Source organism: Kitasatospora sp. NPDC048715 (assembly GCF_043198905.1).
Lineage (GTDB): Bacteria > Actinomycetota > Actinomycetes > Streptomycetales > Streptomycetaceae > Kitasatospora > Kitasatospora lactacystinica.
Genome location: NZ_JBICVH010000012.1, coordinates 305244 through 325534 on the forward strand (window position 1 = coordinate 305244; position 20291 = coordinate 325534).

A 20291-nucleotide genomic window follows, 5' to 3' on the forward strand; every position below is an offset into this window, starting at 1 on the left:
CTTTCAGCGGCGGGTGGCCGTGACGGCGGGCGCTCCGGCGGCCCCGGGGGCGGTGATGCCGCGGGGGACGGGTGCGGCGGGGGCGGTGAGCCGTCCGTCGACGAGGGCGACGGCGCGGTCCGCGAACCGGACGAGCTCGGGGTCGTGGGTGGCCAGGACGAGGGTGAGCTGGTGGGACCGGGCCGCGCTGGTCAGTATCCGCATGACCTGGTCGGCGGCCTCGCGGTGCAGCGGGGCGGTGGGGTCGTCGGCGAAGACGACGGGCGGCAGCGGGGCCAGGGCGCGGGCGACGGCGACCCGCTGGCGCTGGCTCTGGAGCAGGCGCTCGGGCCGCAGCCGGGCGCAGTCGCCGACGTCGAGGCGTTCCAGCCACTCGTCGGCGGCGGTGTAGGCGGCCTTGTTGCCGGCCCCGGCGAGCAGCAGCGGCAGCGCCACGTTCTCCCGGGCGGTCAGTTCGGGCACCAGGTGGGGCTCGGAGCCGACGAAGCCGAAGCGGTCGCGGCGCAGCCGTTCGCGGCCGGCCCGGGCGAGGGTGTGCACGGGGGCGCTGTTGAACCAGACCTCCCCCTCGTCGACCGGGAGCTGCGCGGAGAGGCAGCCGAGCAGGGTGCTCTTGCCGGAGCCGCGCGGGCCGGTGACGGCGAGCACCTCGCCCTCGCGGACGCCGATCGAGATGCCGCGCAGGGCGGGGGTGCCGTCATGGGACTTGACGATCCCTCGGGCCCACAGCACGTCGTTGTCAGGCGGTGCCGCTGACATGAGGATCCATCCTGGGTGGCCGCAGGGATATGACAGTCGTCAGATTAGAACGACGGGGGCTGGTCGCGGTGGCGGCGCTCTGGTCCATCACGGGCATATCACCCGCATTCAGGCATGTTTGGTCGTACGACTGTGATGTTCCGGGGGTGGGAAACCGGGCCGGGCACGCCGAAGGGCGGCCCCGCGGGGAGCGGGGCCGCCCTTCGGCGGAGGGTGGGGAAGAAGGCTCAGGGGATCAGATCTTCGCCCACGCGTCGGTGAGGCTGGTCCGCAGGATCTGCTCGATCTCGTCGAAGGTCGACTGGTCGGAGATCAGCGGCGGGGCCAGCTGGATGACCGGGTCGCCACGGTCGTCGGCGCGGCAGTACAGGCCGTTGTCGAAGAGGGCCTTCGACAGGAAGCCGTAGAGCACGCGCTCCACCTCGTCGTCGTTGAACGACTCCTTGGTGACCTTGTCCTTGACGAGCTCGATGCCGTAGAAGTACCCGTTGCCGCGGACGTCGCCGACGATCGGCAGGTCGCGCAGCTTGTTCAGGGTGCCCAGGAAGGCGGCCTCGTTGTCGAGGACGCGCTGGTTCAGGCCCTCGCGCTCGAAGATGTCGAGGTTGGCCAGCGCCACCGCGGAGGAGACCGGGTGGCCGCCGAAGGTGTAGCCGTGCAGGAAGGTGTTGTCACCCTTGTAGAACGGCTCGGCGAGGCGGTCCGAGATGATCGTGGCGCCGATCGGGGAGTAGCCCGAGGTCATGCCCTTGGCGCAGGTGATCATGTCGGGCTGGTAGCCGAACTTGTCGGCGCCGAACATGGTGCCCAGGCGGCCGAAGGCGCAGATGACCTCGTCCGAGACCAGCAGCACGTCGTGGCGGTCGCAGATCTCGCGCAGGCGCTGGAAGTACCCGGGCGGCGGCGGGAAGCAGCCACCGGCGTTCTGCACCGGCTCGACGAAGACGGCGGCGACGGTCTCGGCGCCCTCGTTGAGGATGGCCACCTCGATCTCGTCGGCGCACCAGCGGCCGTAGGCCTCGGGGTCGACCGTGCCGTCGGGGCCCTCGAGGAAGGCCGGGGCGCGGTAGATGTTGGTGTTCGGGGCCTTGTGGGTGCCCGGCACCAGCGGCTCGAACGGGGCCTTCAGGCCCGGCAGGCCGGTGATGGACAGGGCGCCCTGCGGGGTGCCGTGGTAGGCGACGGCGCGCGAGATGACCTTGTACTTGGTCGGCTTGCCGGTCAGCTTGAAGTACTGCTTGGCGAGCTTCCAGGCGGTCTCGACGGCCTCGCCGCCACCGGTGGAGAAGAAGACCTTGTTCAGGTCGCCCGGGGCGTAGTTGGCCAGGCGCTCGGCCAGCTCGACGGCCTTCGGGTGGGCGTAGCTCCACACCGGGAAGAAGGCGAGCTCCTTGGCCTGCTTGGCGGCGGCCTCGGCGAGCTCCTCACGGCCATGGCCGGCCTGGACGACGAACAGGCCGGCGAGGCCGTCGAGGTACTTGCGTCCCTTGTCGTCCCAGACGTAGGTGCCCTCGCCCTTGACGATCGTCGGCACGGGGGAGTTCTCGTACGACGACATGCGGGTGAAGTGCATCCACAGGTGGTCGTAGGCGGTCTTGGAAAGGTCCTTCTGCGCCGGGTCGGCTGTCATCGGGTGCCCCAGGTGTAGGTCTGTTTCCGGAGCTTCAGGTAAACGAAGCTCTCGGTGCTCCGCACGCCGGGAAGGGCGCGGATGCGCTTGTTGATCAGTTCGAGCAGGTGCTCGTCGTCCTCGCAGACCAGTTCGGCCAGGAGGTCGAACGAGCCTGCGGTGCAGACGACGTAGTCGACCTCGTCGAGGGCGGCCAACGCGTCGGCGACGGGCTCGATGTCGCCCTCGACCCGGATCCCGACCATCGCCTGGCGGGTGAAGCCGACGGTGAGCGGGTCCGTGACGGCGACGATCTGCATCACGCCCTGGTCGAGCAGCTTCTGGACGCGCTGCCGCACGGCCGCCTCGGACAGGCCGACGGCCTTGCCGATGGCGGCGTACGGGCGGCGCCCGTCCTCCTGGAGTTGCTCGATGATCGCCTTGGAGGCGGCGTCGAGGGGAACGCTGGCGTTCCGGTCGCGGTTGGCCACGCGGCCACTGTGCCTGATCGCTCCCGTGTTCGCAAGCGTGGAAGCTGCTGATTTCGTCGTGATCTTGGAAAACGCATGCGGATTTCATCGCTGAAGCGAGCTCGCCCTGTCGATACCGGCAGTCGTGCGGCTACCCTGGCACGGTACGCGCGCGCCCCCGAGGGCCGTTGCGCGTACCGCCACCAGTGGACCGCGCCGCTCCGGTCGCGGCCACTCGGGACCCTTCGTACGCCGGATCCGCCGACGTACCATTGCGCCGGAATCTGCAATGCCGCAGGCCCAGACCGAGGAGAGATCCGTGAGCGACCTTCGCGCGCTGCGCAACTACATCAACGGTGAGTTCGTCGACGCGGCCGACGGCCGCACGCTCGACATCGTGGACCCGACCACCGGCGAGGTGTACGCGACGTCGCCGCTGTCCGGCGCCGCTGACGTGGACGCCGCCATGGCCTCCGCCGACGCCGCGTTCCCGATCTGGCGCGACGCCACCCCCAGCACCCGCCAGAAGCTGCTGCTCAAGATCGCCGACGCGGTCGAGGCCCGCGCCGACGAGATCGTCGACACCGAGGTGCGCAACACCGGCAAGCCCCGCGCGCTGACCCTCTCCGAGGAGATCGGCCCGATGGTGGACCAGATCCGGTTCTTCGCCGGCGCCGCCCGCATGCTGGAGGGCAAGGCCGCGGGTGAGTACATGGACGGGATGACCTCGATCATCCGCCGCGAGCCGGTCGGCGTCTGCGCCCAGGTCGCGCCGTGGAACTACCCGATGATGATGGCCGTCTGGAAGTTCGCCCCGGCCATCGCCGCGGGCAACACCGTCGTGCTGAAGCCCTCCGACACCACCCCGGCCTCCACCGTGCTGCTGGCCGAGATCATCGGCGGCGTGCTCAAGGACCTGGAGCTGCCGGCCGGCATCTTCAACGTCATCTGCGGCGACCGCGAGACCGGCAGGCTGATGGTCGAGCACAGGACCCCGGCGATGGCCTCCATCACCGGCTCCGTGCGCGCCGGCATCTCGGTCGCCGAGTCCGCCTCCAAGGACGTCAAGCGCGTCCACCTGGAGCTGGGCGGCAAGGCCCCGGTCGTGGTCTTCGAGGACGCCGACATCGCCGAGGCCGTCGAGGGCATCTCGGTCGCGGGCTACTTCAACGCCGGCCAGGACTGTACCGCCGCCACCCGCGTGCTGGTGCACGAGTCGATCCACGACGCCTTCGTCGAGGCGCTGGCCAAGGCCGCGGCCGAGACCAAGACCGGCGGCGTGGACGACGAGGACGTGCTGTACGGCCCGCTGAACAACGCCAACCAGCTGAAGCAGGTCTCCGGCTTCATCGAGCGGCTGCCCGCCCACGCCAAGGTCGAGGCCGGTGGCCACCAGGTCGGCGACAAGGGCTACTTCTACGCCCCGACCGTCGTCTCCGGCCTGAACCAGGACGACGAGATCATCCAGAACGAGGTCTTCGGCCCGGTCATCACCGTGCAGAAGTTCACCGACGAGGACCAGGCCGTCGCGTACGCCAACGGCGTCGAGTTCGCGCTGGCCTCCTCGGTGTGGACCAAGGACCACGCCCGCGCCATGCGGATGTCGCGCCGCCTCGACTTCGGCTGCGTCTGGATCAACACCCACATCCCGCTGGTCGCCGAGATGCCGCACGGTGGCTTCAAGAAGTCCGGCTACGGCAAGGACCTGTCGGCGTACGGCTTCGAGGACTACACCCGCGTGAAGCACGTCATGACCGCGATCTGAGCGGGTCGTGACCGTCGGCGCTGTATGACCGCGATCTGAGCGGGTCGTGACCGTCGGCGCTGTATGACCGCGATCTGAGTGCGCTGATAAGTCGGCTGAACCGACCATGGGCCCGGGTCTTCTCGACCCGGGCCCTGTGTCTTTGCATCCTGTCGGCGGTTGGCGCGACCGGCTGACACGATGGAACTGCCCTTCGGGGACGGGCCGCCCTAGCCTTACCGGCATGAGCATTCCCACCGCTGACCCAGCCGCCGGCCAGGCCGTCAAGGCGGCCGACCGCGCGCACGTCTTCCACTCGTGGTCCGCCCAGGCACTGATCGACCCCCTCGCGGTGGCCGGCGCCGAGGGCTCGTACTTCTGGGACTACGACGGCAACCGCTACCTCGACTTCTCCTCGCAGCTGGTCAACACCAACATCGGTCACCAGCACCCGAAGGTGGTCGCGGCGATCCAGGAGCAGGCGGCGAAGCTCTGCACCATCGCCCCCGGCTTCGCGGTCGAGTCGCGCAGCGAGGCCGCCCGGCTGATCGCCGAGCGCACCCCCGGTGACCTGGACAAGATCTTCTTCACCAACGGCGGCGCCGAGGCCAACGAGAACGCCATCCGGCTGGCCCGGCTGCACACCGGCCGGCAGAAGGTGCTGTCCACCTACCGCTCGTACCACGGCGCCACCGCCAACGCGATCGCCCTCACCGGCGACCCGCGGCGCTGGCCCAACGAGGGCGGCGTCTCCGGTGTGGTGCACTTCTGGGGGCCGTACGCCTACCGCTCCAACTTCCACGCCGAGAACGAGGCACAGGAGTGCGAGCGCGCGCTGGAGCACCTGGAGCAGGTGATCGCGTTCGAGGGGCCCGGCACCGTGGCGGCGGTCATCCTGGAGACCGTGGTCGGCACCGCGGGCATCCTGGTCCCGCCGGCGGGCTACCTGGCCGGGGTGCGGGAGATCTGCGACCGCTACGGGATCGTGTTCATCCTGGACGAGGTGATGGCCGGCTTCGGCCGCACCGGTGAGTGGTTCGCCGCCGACCACTGGGGCGTCACCCCGGACCTGCTCACCTTCGCCAAGGGCGTCAACTCGGGCTACGTGCCGCTGGGCGGCGTGGCGATCAGCGCCGAGATCGCGGCCACCTTCGCCGAGCGGGCCTTCCCCGGCGGGCTCACCTACTCCGGCCACCCGCTGGCCTGCGCCTCGGCGGTGGCGACCATCAACACGATGGCGGAGGAGGGCATCGTCGAGAACGCCAGGCACATCGGCGAGAACGTGCTCGGCCCCGGCCTGCGCGAGCTGGCGGAGCGGCACCCGTCGATCGGCGAGGTCCGCGGCCTGGGCGTGTTCTGGGCGCTCGACCTGGTGAAGGACCGGGAGACCCGCGAGCCGCTGGTGCCCTACAACGCGGCCGGCGCCGGCAACGCGCCGATGGCCGAGCTGGCCGCCGCCTGCAAGCAGCGCGGGCTCTGGCCGTTCGTCAACATGAACCGCTTCCACGTCGTCCCGCCGTGCACCGTCACCGAGGAGGAGGCCAAGACCGGCCTCGCGGTGCTGGACGAGGTGCTGTCGCTCACCGACGCGCACACTGTCTGACGTACCTACCAGGACGGCCCCGAGCACCCGTGTGCCCGGGGCCGTCCCACGCTCCGGAAGGCCGCTCATGCCCAGCAGCACCACCCCGACCCGTCGCTCCGTCGCCGACCGCCCGCAGGGGCCCGCACGCATCCGCCGACGTTCCGTGCTCGGCGGGGCCGCGCTGCTCGGCGCCGGCACCCTGACCGGCTGCGGCATCCCGTCCGCGTACGTGGCCGAGGACCGTCGCTCGGCACCGGACCGCTCGGAGAGCGACAAGCGGCTCGCCTTCTCCAACTGGACCCAGTACATCGACACCGACGACGCGGGCGGGCGCCCGACCCTGGACGCCTTCGTCGAGAAGACCGGGATCGAGGTCACCTACACCGAGGACATCAACGACAACGACGAGTTCTTCGGCAAGATCAGCCCGGTGCTCACCCAGGGCGCCGCCCCCGGCCGGGACCTGATGGTGATCAGCGACTGGATGGCCGGGCGGTACGTCTCGCTGGGCTGGGTGCAGGCGATGGACCGGGCCAACCTGCCCAACGTCACGGCCAACCTGGACCCGCAGCTCGCCGACCCGGCCTTCGACCCCGGGCGCAGGCGCAGCGTGCCCTGGCAGTCCGGGATCACCGGCATCGCCTACAACCGCAAGGCGCTCGGCCGGGAGATCAGGTCCACCGCCGACCTGTGGGCGCCCGACCTCAAGGGCCGGGTCACGCTGTTCGCCGGGCTGGACGAGGCACTCGGGCTGCTGATGCTCTCCCAGGGCGCGGACATCGCGAGGTTCGGCGACGACGACGCGCGCAAGGCGATGGACCTGGTGCAGAAGGTGGTCGACAGCGGCCACGTCCGGCGCTTCACCGGCAACGACTACACCAGCGACCTCGCCTCCGGTGCGGCGCTCGCCTGCCAGGCCTACTCCGGCGACGCCGTCCAGCTGACCGCCGAGAACCCGGACATCGAGTTCGTGGTGCCGGAGGAGGGCGGCGAGCTGTGGGCGGAGAGCCTGATGATCCCCAACCGGGCCGCCCACAAGCGCAACGCCGAGCTGCTGATCGACTACTACTACCAGCCCGAGGTGGCGGCCGAACTCGCCGCGTTCGTCCAGTACATCTGCCCGGTGCCGGCCGCCCGCGAGGTGCTGGCGGCCAGCGGCGACAAGGAGAAGGCCGAACTCGCCGAGAACCCGCTGGTGTTCCCGACCGAGGAGATGCGGGCCCGGCTGCACACCATGCGCGACGTCACCTCGGCCGAGCGGCCCGAGCTGCACAAGGTCTGGGGACGCATCACCGGGGTGTGACGCGCGGGGCCCGGCGCCGCCCCGGGGCGCGCGCCCCGCTCAGCGCCGGACGGCGTCCAGCGCGAGCAGCGCCACGTGCAGGGAGAGGCAGGACTCCACCTGGTCGAGGTCGACGCCGAGGATCCGCTCGACCTTGTGCAGCCGGTCGTAGAAGGACGGCCGGGACAGGTGCGCCGCGTCCGCCGCGGCCGACTTGTTGCGGCCCTGCTCCAGGTAGATCCGCAGCATCTGCACCAACTGGCCGTTGTGCTCGGCGTCGTGGGCCAGCAGCGGGCCCAGCTCCCGCTCCACGTACGTCTGCAGCCGGGCGTCGTCGCGCAGCAGGTGGAGCAGGCCGCGCAGCCGGACGTCCGGCAGCCGGTAGTAGGAGGAGCTGCGGCCGCCGGGCGCGTCGTGCAGGGCGGCGTCGGCGACCTGGGTGGCCTCCAGCAGGGTGCGCCGGGCGTCGCGCACCGAGCCGACCGAGGAGCCGACGGCGACCACCGGGCCCGCCGGGTCGCCGCCCTCCCGTCCCGCCTCGGCGGACATCCGGCGCAGCGCGGCCGACAGGGCGTCCAGCGCGGCGTGCTCGTCCTGCTGGGTGCCGAGCGCGACCAGCAGGCCGACGGCCTCGTCGTCCAGCGCGCCGACCAGGGCGGTCAGCCGGCAGGCCCGGACCGCGCCGGCGGCCAGCTCGGTGAAGTCGCGCAGCCGGGCCTGGGCCTCCAGCGCGGCCGGGATCGGTCCGCGCCGCTGCCGCAGCACCACGCCGACCAGCCGGCGGCCCTCCAGCGGCACGCCGAGGGCCTGGGCGCGCAGCGCCGCCTCGGAGACGGTCAGAGCGTGGGTGAGGATGCCGGACAGCAGGGTGCGGTGGGTCTGCCGCTCCAGGCTCTCCCGGTCGCGGACCACCAGCCGGTTGAGGGCAAGCGCGGAGGCGCCGCGCTCCAGCAGCATGGCGTGGGGGTGGGCCTCGCCCTCGGGCAGCGGGCCGGGCTCCTGCACCAGCACCAGCCGGCCCCAGTCCTGGCCGCGGGCGCCGACGGCGGTGACCAGCCAGCCGCTGCGCGGGTCGTGGCCGGTGCGCCCGGCCGGGCGGACCCCGCGCGAGCGGCGCTCCCAGTCCTCCAGCACCTCGGCCTCCGGGCGCCCGGCGGTGTCGTGGGCGAGCACCTGGTGGGCCAGGTTCTCCAGGACGACCGGGGCGCCGGCCATCCGGGCCACCTGGCGGATCACCTCGGGCGCTTCGGCGCCCTCCACCACGAGCTCGTTGAAGACCTGGTGGACGGACTCGGAGATCCTCAGCTGCTCCAGCTGGGCGTTGACCACCAGGGCGTGCACGGCCTCGGTGACGGCGACGAAGCGCAGCTCGCGGCGGAGCGTGATCAGTGGCAGGCCGCGCTGTTCGGCGGCGTTGACCAGGGCGCGGGGGAGCGAGTCGAAGTAGCGCCGCCCGAACTCGACGACCAGGCCGGCCACCCCGACCTCGTCCAGCTCGCGCACGTAGCGGGCCAGGCCCTCGCGGTCCTCGGGCAGGGCGATGCCGGTGGTCAGCACCAGCTCGCCGCCGCGGAGCATCCCGGCGACGTCGGGCAGCTCGCTGACGTGGACCCAGCGGACCGGCCGCTCCAGGTGGTCGGCGCCGGCCACCACCTGGGGCAGGCCGCGCCGCATCACGTCCAGGTCGAGGACTCGGGCGACGGTGGGGAGCATCGCGGGCCTCCGGGGCCGGTGGGGGCCGGAGCGGGGGCTCCGGGTGATCAGAGTGTCAGGTAAATCATCCATCCCCCCGACGAGGTGTTGCCCTGGCCGCACCCTTGCACCCTGTAAGGCCCTTCGTGCCGAGGTTGTCGAAGTGACCCTTGTCACCCCAACCCCGCAGCAGGCAAGGTCAGCGGGACCGCAGACCCCCACCGCGGACGCGTGACCCCGCAGCGGTCGAACCACGGCACTTGGAGGAACCAGATGGACCTGACCGACTTCGGCCCGGGCGCGCAGTACATCGCGGGCCGCCCGACCCGGGGGAGCGGAGACCCCTTCCAGGTCGTCAACCCCGCCGACGGCAGCGTGGTCGAGCAGGTCGCGCTGGCCACCGCCGAGGACGTGGACACCGCCGTCGCCGCCGCCAGGGCCGCCCTGCCCGGCTGGTCCTCGGCCACCCCGGGCGCGCGCTCCGAGGCGCTCACCCGGCTGGCGGCCGTCCTGGCCGGGGCGGCCGACGACCTGGCCCGGGTGGAGACGGCGCAGACCGGCAAGCCGGTCAAGCTGGCCACCGAGTTCGACGTGCCCGGCACCGTCGACAACGCCGCCTTCTTCGCAGGCGCCGCCCGCAACCTGGAGGGCAAGGCGGCCGGCGAGTACTCCGGCGACCACACCTCCTACGTGCGGCGCGAGGCGGTCGGCGTGGTCGGCTCGATCTCGCCGTGGAACTACCCGCTGCAGATGGCCGCCTGGAAGATCCTCCCGGCGATCGCCGCGGGCAACACCATCGTGCTCAAGCCGGCCGAGCTGACCCCGCTGACCTCGCTGATGTTCGCCCGGGCCTGCACCGAGGCGGGCATCCCGGACGGCGTGGTCAACGTGGTCACCGGCGCCGGGCGCACCGCGGGCGAGCACCTGGTCGGGCACCCGGACGTCGCGATGGTCTCCTTCACCGGCTCCACCGGCGTCGGCAGGAGGGTCGCCGAGATCGCCACCGCGAGCGTCAAGCGCACCCACCTGGAGCTCGGCGGCAAGGCCCCGTTCGTGGTCTTCGACGACGCGGACCTGGACGCCGCGGTGCACGGAGCGGTCGCGGCCTCGCTGATCAACGCCGGCCAGGACTGCACGGCGGCCACCCGCGCCTACGTCCAGCGCCCGCTGTACGACGCCTTCACGGCAGGGGTGGCCGAGCTGTTCGCGGCGATCCGGATCGGCGACCCGCTGAACCCGCGCACCGACCTCGGCCCGCTGGTCTCGTACGCCCACCGGGACCGGGTGGCGGGCTTCGTGGAGCGCGCCCGCTCGTACGCCACCGTGGTCACCGGCGGCCGGGTCCCGGAGCGGGGCCACGACGGCCACGACCTCACCCGGGGCGCGTACTACCCGCCCACCCTGATCACCGGCGCGGCCCAGGACAGCGAGGTCGTGCAGGGCGAGGTCTTCGGCCCGGTGCTGGTCGTGCTGCCCTTCGACGGCGACGACGAGGGCCTGCGGCTGGCCAACGACACCCCGTACGGGCTGGCCGCCTCCGCCTGGACGAGCAACGTGCACCGCTCGCTGCGCGCCACCCGGGAGATCGCGGCCGGCTGCGTCTGGGTCAACGACCACATCCCGATCATCAGCGAGATGCCGCACGGCGGCTACAAGGCGTCCGGCTACGGCAAGGACATGTCCCAGTACTCGCTGGACGAGTACACCCAGGTGAAGCACGTCATGTTCGACACCACCGCGGTGGCCCGCAAGGACTGGCACCGCACCGTCTTCGGAGACAGATAACCCCCGGCCCAAGCGGGTGCCCCCACACCCCATCTCCCCCCAGGAGGCCCGTTCCATGGCGTTCAACGAGCTCACCGACGGTCTGCCCGAACCGGTCCGCAGGGCCTGGGAACGCAGTCTGACCAGCGGCCGGGCCGCGCTCGGCCGTCGCACCCTGCTGCGCGCCGCCGCGCTGACCGCCGGGGCGGGCACCCTGGCGGCCTGCGGCATCCCGGCGGCTCCCCGGGCGACCGGTGACTCGACCGCGAACGCCGCCGAGGACCTCTCGGGGACGCAGAAGGAGGTCGCCTTCTCCAACTGGCCGCTGTACGTGGACACGGACGAGAAGGACAAGGAGAAGCACGGCACCCTGGACGCCTTCACCGAGGCCACCGGGATCAAGGTCAAGTACAACGAGGACGTCAACGACAACGTCGAGTTCTTCGGCAAGGTCAAGCCGCAGCTCGCCTCGGGCCAGGACACCGGCCGCGACCTGATGGTGCTCACCGACTGGATGGCGGCCCGGCTGATCCGGCTCGGCTGGGCGCAGAAGCTCAACCCGGCGAACGTCACCACCGCGATCACCAACATCGAGGCGCGCTTCCGCGCCCCCGACTGGGACCCGGGGCGGCTCTACTCCTACCCGTGGGCCGGCATCCAGACCGTCGTCGCGTACAACCGGAAGGCGACCAGGGGCAAGGAGGTCACCAGCGTCTCCCAGCTGCTGGACGACCCCGACCTCAAGGGCCGGGTGACCTTCCTGTCCGAGATGCGCGACAGCATCGGGATGGTCCTGCTGGACCAGGGCAAGGACACCGCGAGGTTCACCGCCGACGACTACGACGGCGCGGTCGCCCGGCTGCAGAAGGCCGTCGACAGCAAGCAGATCCGCCGCTTCACCGGCAACGACTACGGCCAGGAGCTCTCCGCCGGCGACATCGCGGCCTGCATCGCCTGGGGCGGCGACCTGATCCAACTGCAGGCCGACAATCCGGACATCGGGTTCGTCATCCCGGAGAAGGGCTACATCGCCTCGACCGACAACATGCTGGTTCCGGCCAAGGCCCGGCACAAGGCGAACGCGGAGAAGCTGATCGACTTCTACTATCAGCCGAAGATCGCGGCGCAGCTGGTCGCGGGCATCGGCTTCGTCTCCGCCGTCACCGGGATGAAGGACGAGCTCGCCGGCATCGCCCCGGACACCGCGGCCAACCCGCTGGTCGTACCCACCCCCGAGATGGCGGTCAAGGCGCACGTGTTCCGCACGCTCTCCGAGAGCGAGGAGAGCGACTTCGAGCAGAAGTTCTCGAAGCTCATCGGCGCCTGACCCCACCTCCCGGCAGAGAATCCCAGGAAGACACCACCCCATGACAGACCAGCAGCGCGACGCGGCCGTCGGCGGCGACGTCCGGCTCACCGGAATCGGCAAGACCTACGGCTCCTTCACCGCCGTCCACCCGCTCGACCTGACCGTCCCCCAGGGCTCCTTCTTCGCCCTGCTCGGCGCCTCCGGCTGCGGCAAGACCACCACCCTGCGCATGATCGCCGGCCTGGAGGAGCCCACCAGCGGCACCGTCCTGATCGGCGGCCAGGACGTCACCGCCCTGCCCCCGTACAAGCGGCCGGTGAACACCGTCTTCCAGAGCTACGCGCTCTTCCCGCACCTGGACATCTTCGAGAACGTCGCCTTCGGCCTGCGCCGGCGCGGCCGGAAGGACGTCAGGAAGCAGGTCGACGAGATGCTGGAACTGGTCGAGCTCGGCCAGTACGCCCGGCGCAAGCCGCACCAGCTCTCCGGCGGCCAGCAGCAGCGCGTCGCCGTCGCCCGCGCGCTGATCAACCACCCGCAGGTGCTGCTCCTGGACGAGCCGCTCGGCGCGCTCGACCTCAAGCTCCGCCGCCAGATGCAGCTGGAACTCAAGCGGATCCAGACCGAGGTCGGCATCACCTTCGTGCACGTCACCCACGACCAGGAGGAGGCCATGACCATGGCCGACACCATCGCGGTGATGAACGGCGGCCGGGTCGAGCAGCTGGGCGCCCCCGCCGAGCTGTACGAGAACCCCGCCACCACCTTCGTGGCCAACTTCCTCGGCCAGTCCAACCTGCTGCCCGCCGAGGTCACCGGCACCGAGGGCGGTGACCTGCTGCTCAGTGCGGCCGGCGTCCGCCTCGCCGTGCCGAAGGCGCGCTGCACCACCGACGCCAAGCGCGTCCACCTGGGCGTGCGCCCGGAGAAGATCACCATCACCCACGCCTCCGAGCAGGTCGCCGACGGCCGCAACCGGCTGACCGGCACGGTGCTCGACTCCAGCTTCATCGGCGTCTCCACCCAGTACGTGGTGCGCACCGACGGCGGCCAGGAGGTCACCGTCTTCGAGCAGAACATGGAGCGCGACGCCCGCATCGTCCCCGGCGCCGCCGTCCAGCTGCACTGGAACCCGGCGCACTCCTTCGCCCTGGACGCCGCACAGGCGATCGACGCGGGCACCGGGGAGGAGGCCGCATGACCGCCACCACCCCGGCCGCGCCGTCCCGGGCGATACCCCCCGACGGCGGCTCCCCGCAACCGGCGGAGCGCGGGCCGAAGCGCAAGCTCACCCCGTACTGGCTGCTGCTGCCCGGCATCGCCTGGCTGGTGATCTTCTTCGCCGTCCCGATGCTCTACCAGGGGTCGACCTCGCTGCAGACCGGCTCCCTCGAAGAGGGCTTCAAGGTCACCTGGCACTTCTCGACCTACTGGGACGCCCTGGTCGAGTACAAGTGGCACTTCCTGCGCTCGTTCTCCTACGCCGCCGTCGCCACCGTGCTCTGCCTGGCCGTCGGCTACCCGCTCGCGTACACGATCGCCTTCAAGGCGAGCAAGCGCTGGCGCAACGTCATCCTGATCCTGGTCATCGCGCCGTTCTTCACCAGCTTCCTGATCCGCACGCTGGCCTGGAAGACCATCCTGTCCGACGGCGGCCCGGTGGTCGGCGCGCTGAACGCGCTGCACGTCCTGGACGTCACCAACCTGCTCGGCCTCACCGACGGCGACCGGGTGCTGGCCACGCCGCTCGCGGTGGTCTGCGGCCTGACGTACAACTTCCTGCCGTTCATGATCCTGCCGCTGTACACCTCGCTGGAGCGGATCGACCCGCGCCTGCACGAGGCGGCCGGCGACCTCTACGCCCGGCCGTTCACCACCTTCCGCAAGGTCACCTTCCCGATCTCGCTGCCGGGCGTGGTCGCGGGCACCCTGCTGACCTTCATCCCGGCCTCCGGCGACTACATCAACGCCCAGCTGCTGGGCTCGCCGAGCGAGCAGATGGTCGGCAACGGCATCCAGAAGCAGTTCCTGAACGTGCTCGACTACCCCACGGCCGCCGCGCTGAGCTTCATCCTGATGGCCCTGATCCTGGGCATGGTGACGGTCTACATGCGCAAGGCCGGGACGGAGGATCTGGTCTGATGTCCCGGATATTCACATGGATCCGCGCCCGCCTGGTGGTGCTGGCCGGCCTGCTGGCCCTCGCCTACCTGGTGCTGCCCAACCTGGTCGTGCTCGCCTTCTCGTTCAACAAGCCGGTGGGCAAGTTCAACTACGAGTGGAACGAGTTCTCCACCGACGCCTGGACCAACCCCTGCGGCGTGGCCGACATGTGCCAGTCGCTCTCGCTCAGCCTGCAGATCGCGGTGCTCGCCACCATCGGCGCCACCGTGCTCGGCACCATGGTCGCCTTCGCACTGGCCCGCTACCGCTTCCGCGGCCGCTCGGCCACCACCGCGATGATCTTCCTGCCGATGGCCATGCCCGAGGTGGTCATGGCCGCCTCGCTCGGGACGCTCTTCCTCAACATGCGCATCCCGTTCGGCTTCACCACCATCCTCATCGCGCACATCATGTTCTGCCTCAGCTTCGTGGTGACGGCGGTCAAGGCGCGCGTGATGAGCATGGACCCGAGGCTCGAACAGGCCGCCCAGGACCTCTACGCGACCCCCACCCAGACCTTCCTGAGGGTCACCCTGCCGCTGGCGGCGCCCGGCATCGCGGCGGGCGCGCTGCTCAGCTTCGCGCTCTCCTTCGACGACTTCATCATCACCCAGTTCAACTCGGGGCCGACCACGGTCACCTTCCCGATGTTCGTCTGGGGCGCCTCGCAGCGCGGCATCCCGGTGCAGGTGAACGTCATCGGCACCGCGATGTTCCTCGCCGCCGTGGTGCTGACCGTCGTCGGCCAGTGGCTGGGCAACCGCCGGAAGGCCACCGCCTGACGTACGGTCGACAGCGGTGGCACGTCATACGTCATCTATTCGTAGAAAGTGGCTGATAATGCATGGATTCCGCCCGCGCACTCAGTGACGCCAGGCCCACCCCCTTCTGGCTGGAGGATCCCGGCCGGCCGGCGGCGCTGCCCGCCCTGGTCGGCGACACCACCTGCGACCTGCTGGTCGTCGGCGGCGGCTACTCCGGCCTGTGGACCGCCCTCATCGCCAAGGAACGCGACCCCTCGCTGGACGTCGTGCTGGTCGAGGGCAACGAGGTCGGGTGGGCCGCGTCCGGGCGCAACGGCGGATTCTGCGCGGCCAGCCTCACCCACGGCTTCGGCAACGGCCTGGACCGCTGGCCGTCCGAACTGGCCCAGCTGGAACGCCTCGGTGCCGCCAACCTCGACGGCATCGAGGCCACCCTCAAGCGCTACGGCATCGACGCCGAGTGGGAGCGCACCGGCGAGATCGACGTCGCCACCCAGCCCCACCAGGTCGAGGAGCTCCACGAGATCGCCGAGGCGGTCGCCCGGTACGGCTTCGACATCACCGTCCTGGACGCCGACCAGCTGCGCGCCGAGGTGAACTCGCCGACCTTCCTCGGCGGCCTCTGGGACAAGGAGGGCGTGGCGATGGTCCACCCCGCCAAACTCGCCTGGGGCCTCAAGGACGCCTGCCTGGGCCAGGGCGTGCGGATCTTCGAGCACACCCGGGCCACCGACCTGCGGGAGCACGGCAGCGGCATGGCCGTCCGCACCCCGTACGGCCGGGTCTTCGCCCGCAAGGTCGCCCTCGGCACCAACGTCTTCCCGTCGCTGCTCAAGCGGGTCCGCCCGTACATCGTCCCGGTGTACGACTACGCCCTGATGACCGAGCCGCTCGACGACGAGCAGCTCGCCTCGATCGGCTGGCGCGGGCGGCAGGGCCTCGGCGACAGCGCCAACAAGTTCCACTACTTCCGGCTCTCCGCCGACAACCGGATCCTCTGGGGCGGCTACGACGCGGTCTACCACTTCGGCGGCCACGTCCGGCACGAGTACGACCAGCGGCCGGAGACCTTCCGCACCCTGGCCAACCACTTCTTCCGCTGCTTCCCGCAGCTGGAGGGCTTGCGCTTCACCAACGCCTGGGGCGGCGCCATCGACACCTGCAGCCGGTTCTCGGCGTTCTTCGACACCGGGTACCGCGGCAAGGTCGCCTACGCGGTCGGCTACACCGGGCTCGGCGTCGGCGCGACCCGCTTCGGCGCCGAGGTGATGCTCGACCTGCTCGCCGGCGAGCGCACCGAGCGCACCTCCCTGGACATGGTGCGCAGCAAGCCGCTGCCGTTCCCGCCCGAGCCGGTGCGCTGGGCCGGGATCGAACTCACCACCCGGTCGCTGGAGCGGGCGGACCGCACCGGCGGCCACCGCAACCTCTGGCTGCGCACCCTCGACCGGTTGGGGCTCGGCTTCGACAGCTGAACCACGCCGCCGCCAACCGGGCACCCCATAGTCGTGTAATCGGGACCCGCCGTCCGCCTCTCCTTGGTGACGGCGGGTCCCGTTCCTCCCGCCGTCTCCGAACAGTACGAACGGCAAGAAGCGGGGACACGACATGGAGACCACCGGACTGCACTGGCTCGCCCAGGCGGCACCGGACCCGGAGTCCTTCCGGGAGCAGTGGGAGCGCACCGGGCTGGGCCTGGTGCTGCTGCCGGCCGGCCGACGCTGGGACGTCCTCTCCGTCCCCGGGCGGCTCGGGCACCCGGCCCTGGAGATCACGGACCCGCGCACCCGCGGCCCGGTCCTCACCGACTTCGGGGGCGAGCAGGTCAGCTTCCTGGTGCCCGTCGGCACGGCGGCCCGCTGGATCGGCACCGGTGTGCGCGGTGCGGGGGAGGGCGCCTGGATCGTCGTGCCGCACCCCGGGCGCAGCAGCCGGGGCGTGCGCTGGCTGGTCCCGCCCGACGGCTCCGGGCGGCTCAACGACCCGATGCTGCTGGAGCTCGCCCTGCACGAGGCGGCGGCGAGGCTCAGCGGCTGGTGAGCCCTCCGGGGCCCGGCTGTGGTGGCGCACCTGGGGGAGTTCCGGCGCTTTGGGATGCGCGGGGGCGCCCGGCGGTGGTGGCGCGCCGTGCGGTCGGTCGCGTCAGACTGGAGGCGTGACCACCGTCCCGCACGCCGTCGACGCGTCCCTCCGCCCGGGCCCCGCCCAGCTGCGCCTGGCCGCCGCGGCCGCACCGGTCTGCGACCGGTACGGCCTCGCGCTGGCCGGCGGGCACGCGCTGCGCGCCCACGGCGTCGCGGCCTGCCCGCAGGACGGGCTGACCCTGGCCACCGGCGGCGCCGACCTGCCGGAGGTGGCCGCCGCGCTGCGCGAGGCGTACCGGGCGGCGGGCGGGGAGGCCGTCGAGCGGCCGGGCACACCGCGGCTGGAGCAGCTCACCGTCCGGCTGGCGCTCGGCGGGCGGTCGCACTCGGTGGAACTGCGCAAGGAGCCGCTGGGCCACCGCCCGGTCCGCCTCGACCTCGGTGCGCCCGGGCCGGACGAGCCTCCCGTGGTGCTGCCGGTCGTCGCCCTGGAGGACGCGGCCGCGCTGACCACCGCGCTCCTCGTGGACCGGGGCATGCCGCGCGACCTGATCGACGTCCACGCCCTCACCCGTTGCTACCGCGAGGGCGAACTGATCGCACTGGCAGGGGAGTTGGACCCGGACTTCCAGCCCACGGCACTGGCCGACCGACTGGAGACGCTCGCCGACGCGGCGGACGGGCGGTTCCGCGCCCGGGGTGTTCCGGCCGGGGAGGTCGACGGGCTGAAGCGGTGGGCGCTCGCCTGGGCCCAGGACCTGCGGCTGGACCTGCTGGAGACCCGGGAAGCGGCAGACGGCCTGCACGACCCGTACCTGGAGGAGCCGGAGGACGGGGAGGCCTGAGGCCACGGCCCGGTGGAGCCGCCCGTTCGGCCGAGCGACCGGACGACCTGTAAGGCTGAATCCACGATCCCCGTCAGCCTGTTCGTTGAGCAGGACCGAAACGGCCACCAGACTGGAAGGCGAACGCGGTAGCCCCGTGATTTCCCGGCGCCCGGCCCATGCGGGCGGCGCCAGACCGGACCGGTGGCAGGACGCCGCCCGGGACTTCGGAGGCAGACGGACCTTGAGCAAGCACATCATTCACTGGATCAGCGGCAAGCCGGTCGCCACCGCCGGTGCGGCCCCCCGTCGGGGTGAGATCTTCGACCCGGCCACCGGCCAGGTCGCCGGCCAGGTCGACTTCGCCGGGATCGCCGAGGTCGACCAGGCGGTGGCCGCCGCCGCCGCGGCCTTCACCGAGTGGCGCAACGCCTCGATCGCGAAGCGGACGACGGTGCTCTTCGCCTTCCGCGAGCTGCTGAACGCCCGCCGCGACGAGCTGGCCTCGATCATCGTGGCGGAGCACGGCAAGGTGCACTCCGACGCGCTGGGCGAGATCGCCCGCGGCCTGGAGGTCGTGGAGTACGCCTGCGGCATCCCGCAGCTGATCAAGGGCGGCTTCACCGAGCAGGCCTCGACCGGTGTCGACGTCTACTCGATCCGCCAGCCGCTCGGCCCGGTCGCGATCATCTCGCCGTTCAACTTCCCGGCCATGGTGCCGATGTGGTTCTTCCCGATCGCCATCGCGGCCGGCAACACCGTCGTGGTGAAGCCCTCGGAGAAGGACCCGTCCGCCGCCAACTTCCTCGCCGAGCTGTGGAAGGAGGCCGGCCTGCCGGACGGCGTCTTCAACGTCGTGCACGGCGACAAGGTGGCCGTCGACCGCCTGCTGGAGCACCCGGACGTCAAGTCCGTCAGCTTCGTCGGCTCCACCCCGATCGCCCGCTACGTCTACGAGACCGGCACCCGCTACGGCAAGCGCGTGCAGGCCCTGGGCGGCGCCAAGAACCACATGCTGGTCCTGCCGGACGCCGACCTCGACCTCGCCGCCGACGCCGCCGTCAACGCCGGCTTCGGCGCGGCCGGCGAGCGCTGTATGGCGGTGTCCGTGCTGGTCGCGGTCGACCCGATCGGCGACGAGCTGGTCGAGAAGATCAAGCAGCGGATCGCCACCCTGAAGGTCGGTCCCGGCTGCAACGGCGACTCCGAGATGGGCCCGCTGGTCACCGGCCAGCACCGGGACAAGGTCACCTCCTACGTGGAGTCCGGCGTCGCCGACGGCGCCGAGCTCGCCGTGGACGGCCGCAAGCACCCGGTCACCGCCGAGGACCGCAACGGCTCCCCGACGGCCGACGGCTTCTGGCTCGGCCCCACGCTGTTCGACCACGTGAAGCCCGGCATGTCCGTCTACAACGACGAGATCTTCGGCCCGGTCCTCTCGGTCGTGCGCGTCGACTCGTACGAGGAGGGCCTGGCGCTGATCAACGCCAACCCGTACGGCAACGGCACCGCCCTCTTCACCAACGACGGCGGCGCGGCCCGGCGCTTCCAGTTCGAGGTGGAGGTCGGCATGGTCGGCATCAACGTGCCGATCCCGGTGCCGGTCGCCTACTACTCCTTCGGCGGCTGGAAGGCCTCGCTGTTCGGCGACACCCACGCGTACGGCCCGGACGGCGTGCAGTTCTTCACCCGGGGCAAGGCCGTGACCCAGCGCTGGCTGGACCCGTCGCACGGCGGCATCAACCTGGGCTTCCCCACCAACAGCTGAGCCGCCCGCTCCAACAGCCGAGCCGCACAGCTCCGCCGGCCGGACCCCTCCCCCCGGGGTCCGGCCAGCGGTCTTTGCACGACGTTTGCATCCCGCCGCCGAAGCGCGTACAGTTCTTCGAGCTGCCTGGCTGGGAGCACCGGACACGCATCGGCGCGGACGGTCCCGGGGCAGCCAATCCTTTGAAACACCACTTCTCGGTTCGTGCCGGTCGTTTTCGCTTTTCGCGTCCCGACCTGGTGCTTATTCGGCGTGCGCATTTTATCGGATTGCGGTCGGATTCGCTTTTCGGAGCGGGGATCGGCTAGAGTTTGAAACGTCGGACAGGGCGTCGAGCCCCGGAAGACACCGGCGAGTTGGATGAACGAAGCCCCGGAATCGGAGCGGAAAACATCTGATAAGCTGGAAACACGAAAGAACGAAGCCCGGAGGGTCCGCTGGAAGGCGGTCCGAAGGAAGCGTCCGTTCCTTGAG

16 protein-coding genes are annotated in these 20291 nt (G+C 71.3%); 12 read left to right on the forward strand and 4 right to left on the reverse strand.

What is annotated here, in order from left to right:
- Positions 1–3: 3 nt before the first annotated feature.
- The 3 genes from ACGFSC_RS23850 to ACGFSC_RS23860 form a co-directional block, all read right to left on the reverse strand.
- Positions 4–759, reverse strand: a complete 756-nt coding sequence (locus tag ACGFSC_RS23850; protein ID WP_359900636.1) for an ATP-binding cassette domain-containing protein — start codon at positions 757–759, stop codon at positions 4–6.
- Positions 760–994: 235 nt separating this feature from the next.
- Positions 995–2389 (reverse strand): aspartate aminotransferase family protein, encoded by a 1395-nt coding sequence (locus tag ACGFSC_RS23855; protein ID WP_359900638.1) that lies wholly within the window; start codon positions 2387–2389, stop codon positions 995–997.
- Entirely contained in the window at positions 2386–2859 is a 474-nt protein-coding gene (locus tag ACGFSC_RS23860) for an Lrp/AsnC family transcriptional regulator (RefSeq protein ID WP_030243538.1), read from the reverse strand. Before ACGFSC_RS23860 ends, ACGFSC_RS23855 begins: the two co-directional genes overlap by 4 nt.
- 268 nt (positions 2860–3127) lie before the next feature.
- On the opposite strand from ACGFSC_RS23860, the gene ACGFSC_RS23865 reads away from it, so the two are divergent.
- From ACGFSC_RS23865 to ACGFSC_RS23875, 3 genes are all read left to right on the forward strand, one after another.
- The gene (locus tag ACGFSC_RS23865; protein WP_359900641.1) at positions 3128–4603 is read left to right on the forward strand and encodes a gamma-aminobutyraldehyde dehydrogenase; all 1476 of its coding nucleotides are present in this window, start codon (positions 3128–3130) and stop codon (positions 4601–4603) included.
- Between the two features lie 223 nt (positions 4604–4826).
- Positions 4827–6185 (forward strand): aspartate aminotransferase family protein, encoded by a 1359-nt coding sequence (locus tag ACGFSC_RS23870; protein WP_359900643.1) that lies wholly within the window; start codon positions 4827–4829, stop codon positions 6183–6185.
- Between the two features lie 67 nt (positions 6186–6252).
- The gene (locus ACGFSC_RS23875) at positions 6253–7470 is read left to right on the forward strand and encodes a spermidine/putrescine ABC transporter substrate-binding protein (RefSeq protein WP_359900645.1); all 1218 of its coding nucleotides are present in this window, start codon (positions 6253–6255) and stop codon (positions 7468–7470) included.
- Positions 7471–7509: 39 nt separating this feature from the next.
- Here the strand turns inward: ACGFSC_RS23875 and ACGFSC_RS23880 are convergent, their stop codons facing one another.
- Positions 7510–9162 carry a PucR family transcriptional regulator gene (locus tag ACGFSC_RS23880; protein ID WP_359900647.1) on the reverse strand — a complete coding sequence of 551 codons (1653 nt, stop codon included), beginning with the start codon at positions 9160–9162 and terminating at the stop codon, positions 7510–7512.
- 252 nt (positions 9163–9414) lie between these two features.
- Here ACGFSC_RS23880 and ACGFSC_RS23885 point away from each other — a divergent pair, with 252 nt between their 5' ends.
- The 9 genes from ACGFSC_RS23885 to ACGFSC_RS23925 all read left to right on the forward strand — a co-directional run bounded on the left by ACGFSC_RS23885 (position 9415) and on the right by ACGFSC_RS23925 (position 19817).
- Complete coding sequence (locus tag ACGFSC_RS23885) at positions 9415–10926, forward strand: gamma-aminobutyraldehyde dehydrogenase (RefSeq protein WP_359900650.1); 1512 nt, start codon at positions 9415–9417, stop codon at positions 10924–10926.
- Between the two features lie 55 nt (positions 10927–10981).
- Positions 10982–12232, forward strand: a complete 1251-nt coding sequence (locus ACGFSC_RS23890) for a spermidine/putrescine ABC transporter substrate-binding protein (protein ID WP_359900653.1) — start codon at positions 10982–10984, stop codon at positions 12230–12232.
- Positions 12233–12272: 40 nt separating this feature from the next.
- On the forward strand, positions 12273–13415 hold the full coding sequence (locus tag ACGFSC_RS23895) for an ABC transporter ATP-binding protein (protein ID WP_359900655.1): 1143 nt from the start codon (positions 12273–12275) through the stop codon (positions 13413–13415).
- Positions 13412–14356, forward strand: coding sequence for an ABC transporter permease (locus ACGFSC_RS23900; RefSeq protein ID WP_359900658.1), 945 nt, complete (start codon positions 13412–13414; stop codon positions 14354–14356). The genes ACGFSC_RS23895 and ACGFSC_RS23900 overlap by 4 nt, the downstream gene beginning before the upstream one ends.
- The gene (locus ACGFSC_RS23905) at positions 14356–15159 is read left to right on the forward strand and encodes an ABC transporter permease (protein WP_359900660.1); all 804 of its coding nucleotides are present in this window, start codon (positions 14356–14358) and stop codon (positions 15157–15159) included. Before ACGFSC_RS23900 ends, ACGFSC_RS23905 begins: the two co-directional genes overlap by 1 nt.
- A 62-nt stretch (positions 15160–15221) precedes the next feature.
- Positions 15222–16616: an FAD-dependent oxidoreductase gene (locus ACGFSC_RS23910; protein WP_359900663.1), complete on the forward strand. Its 1395-nt coding sequence runs from the start codon at positions 15222–15224 to the stop codon at positions 16614–16616.
- 133 nt (positions 16617–16749) lie between these two features.
- Complete coding sequence (locus ACGFSC_RS23915) at positions 16750–17181, forward strand: hypothetical protein (protein WP_359900666.1); 432 nt, start codon at positions 16750–16752, stop codon at positions 17179–17181.
- Between the two features lie 115 nt (positions 17182–17296).
- Positions 17297–18070, forward strand: a complete 774-nt coding sequence (locus tag ACGFSC_RS23920) for a nucleotidyl transferase AbiEii/AbiGii toxin family protein (protein WP_359900669.1) — start codon at positions 17297–17299, stop codon at positions 18068–18070.
- A gap of 223 nt (positions 18071–18293) precedes the next feature.
- On the forward strand, positions 18294–19817 hold the full coding sequence (locus ACGFSC_RS23925; protein ID WP_359900672.1) for a CoA-acylating methylmalonate-semialdehyde dehydrogenase: 1524 nt from the start codon (positions 18294–18296) through the stop codon (positions 19815–19817).
- The last annotated feature ends 474 nt before the right edge of the window (positions 19818–20291 follow it).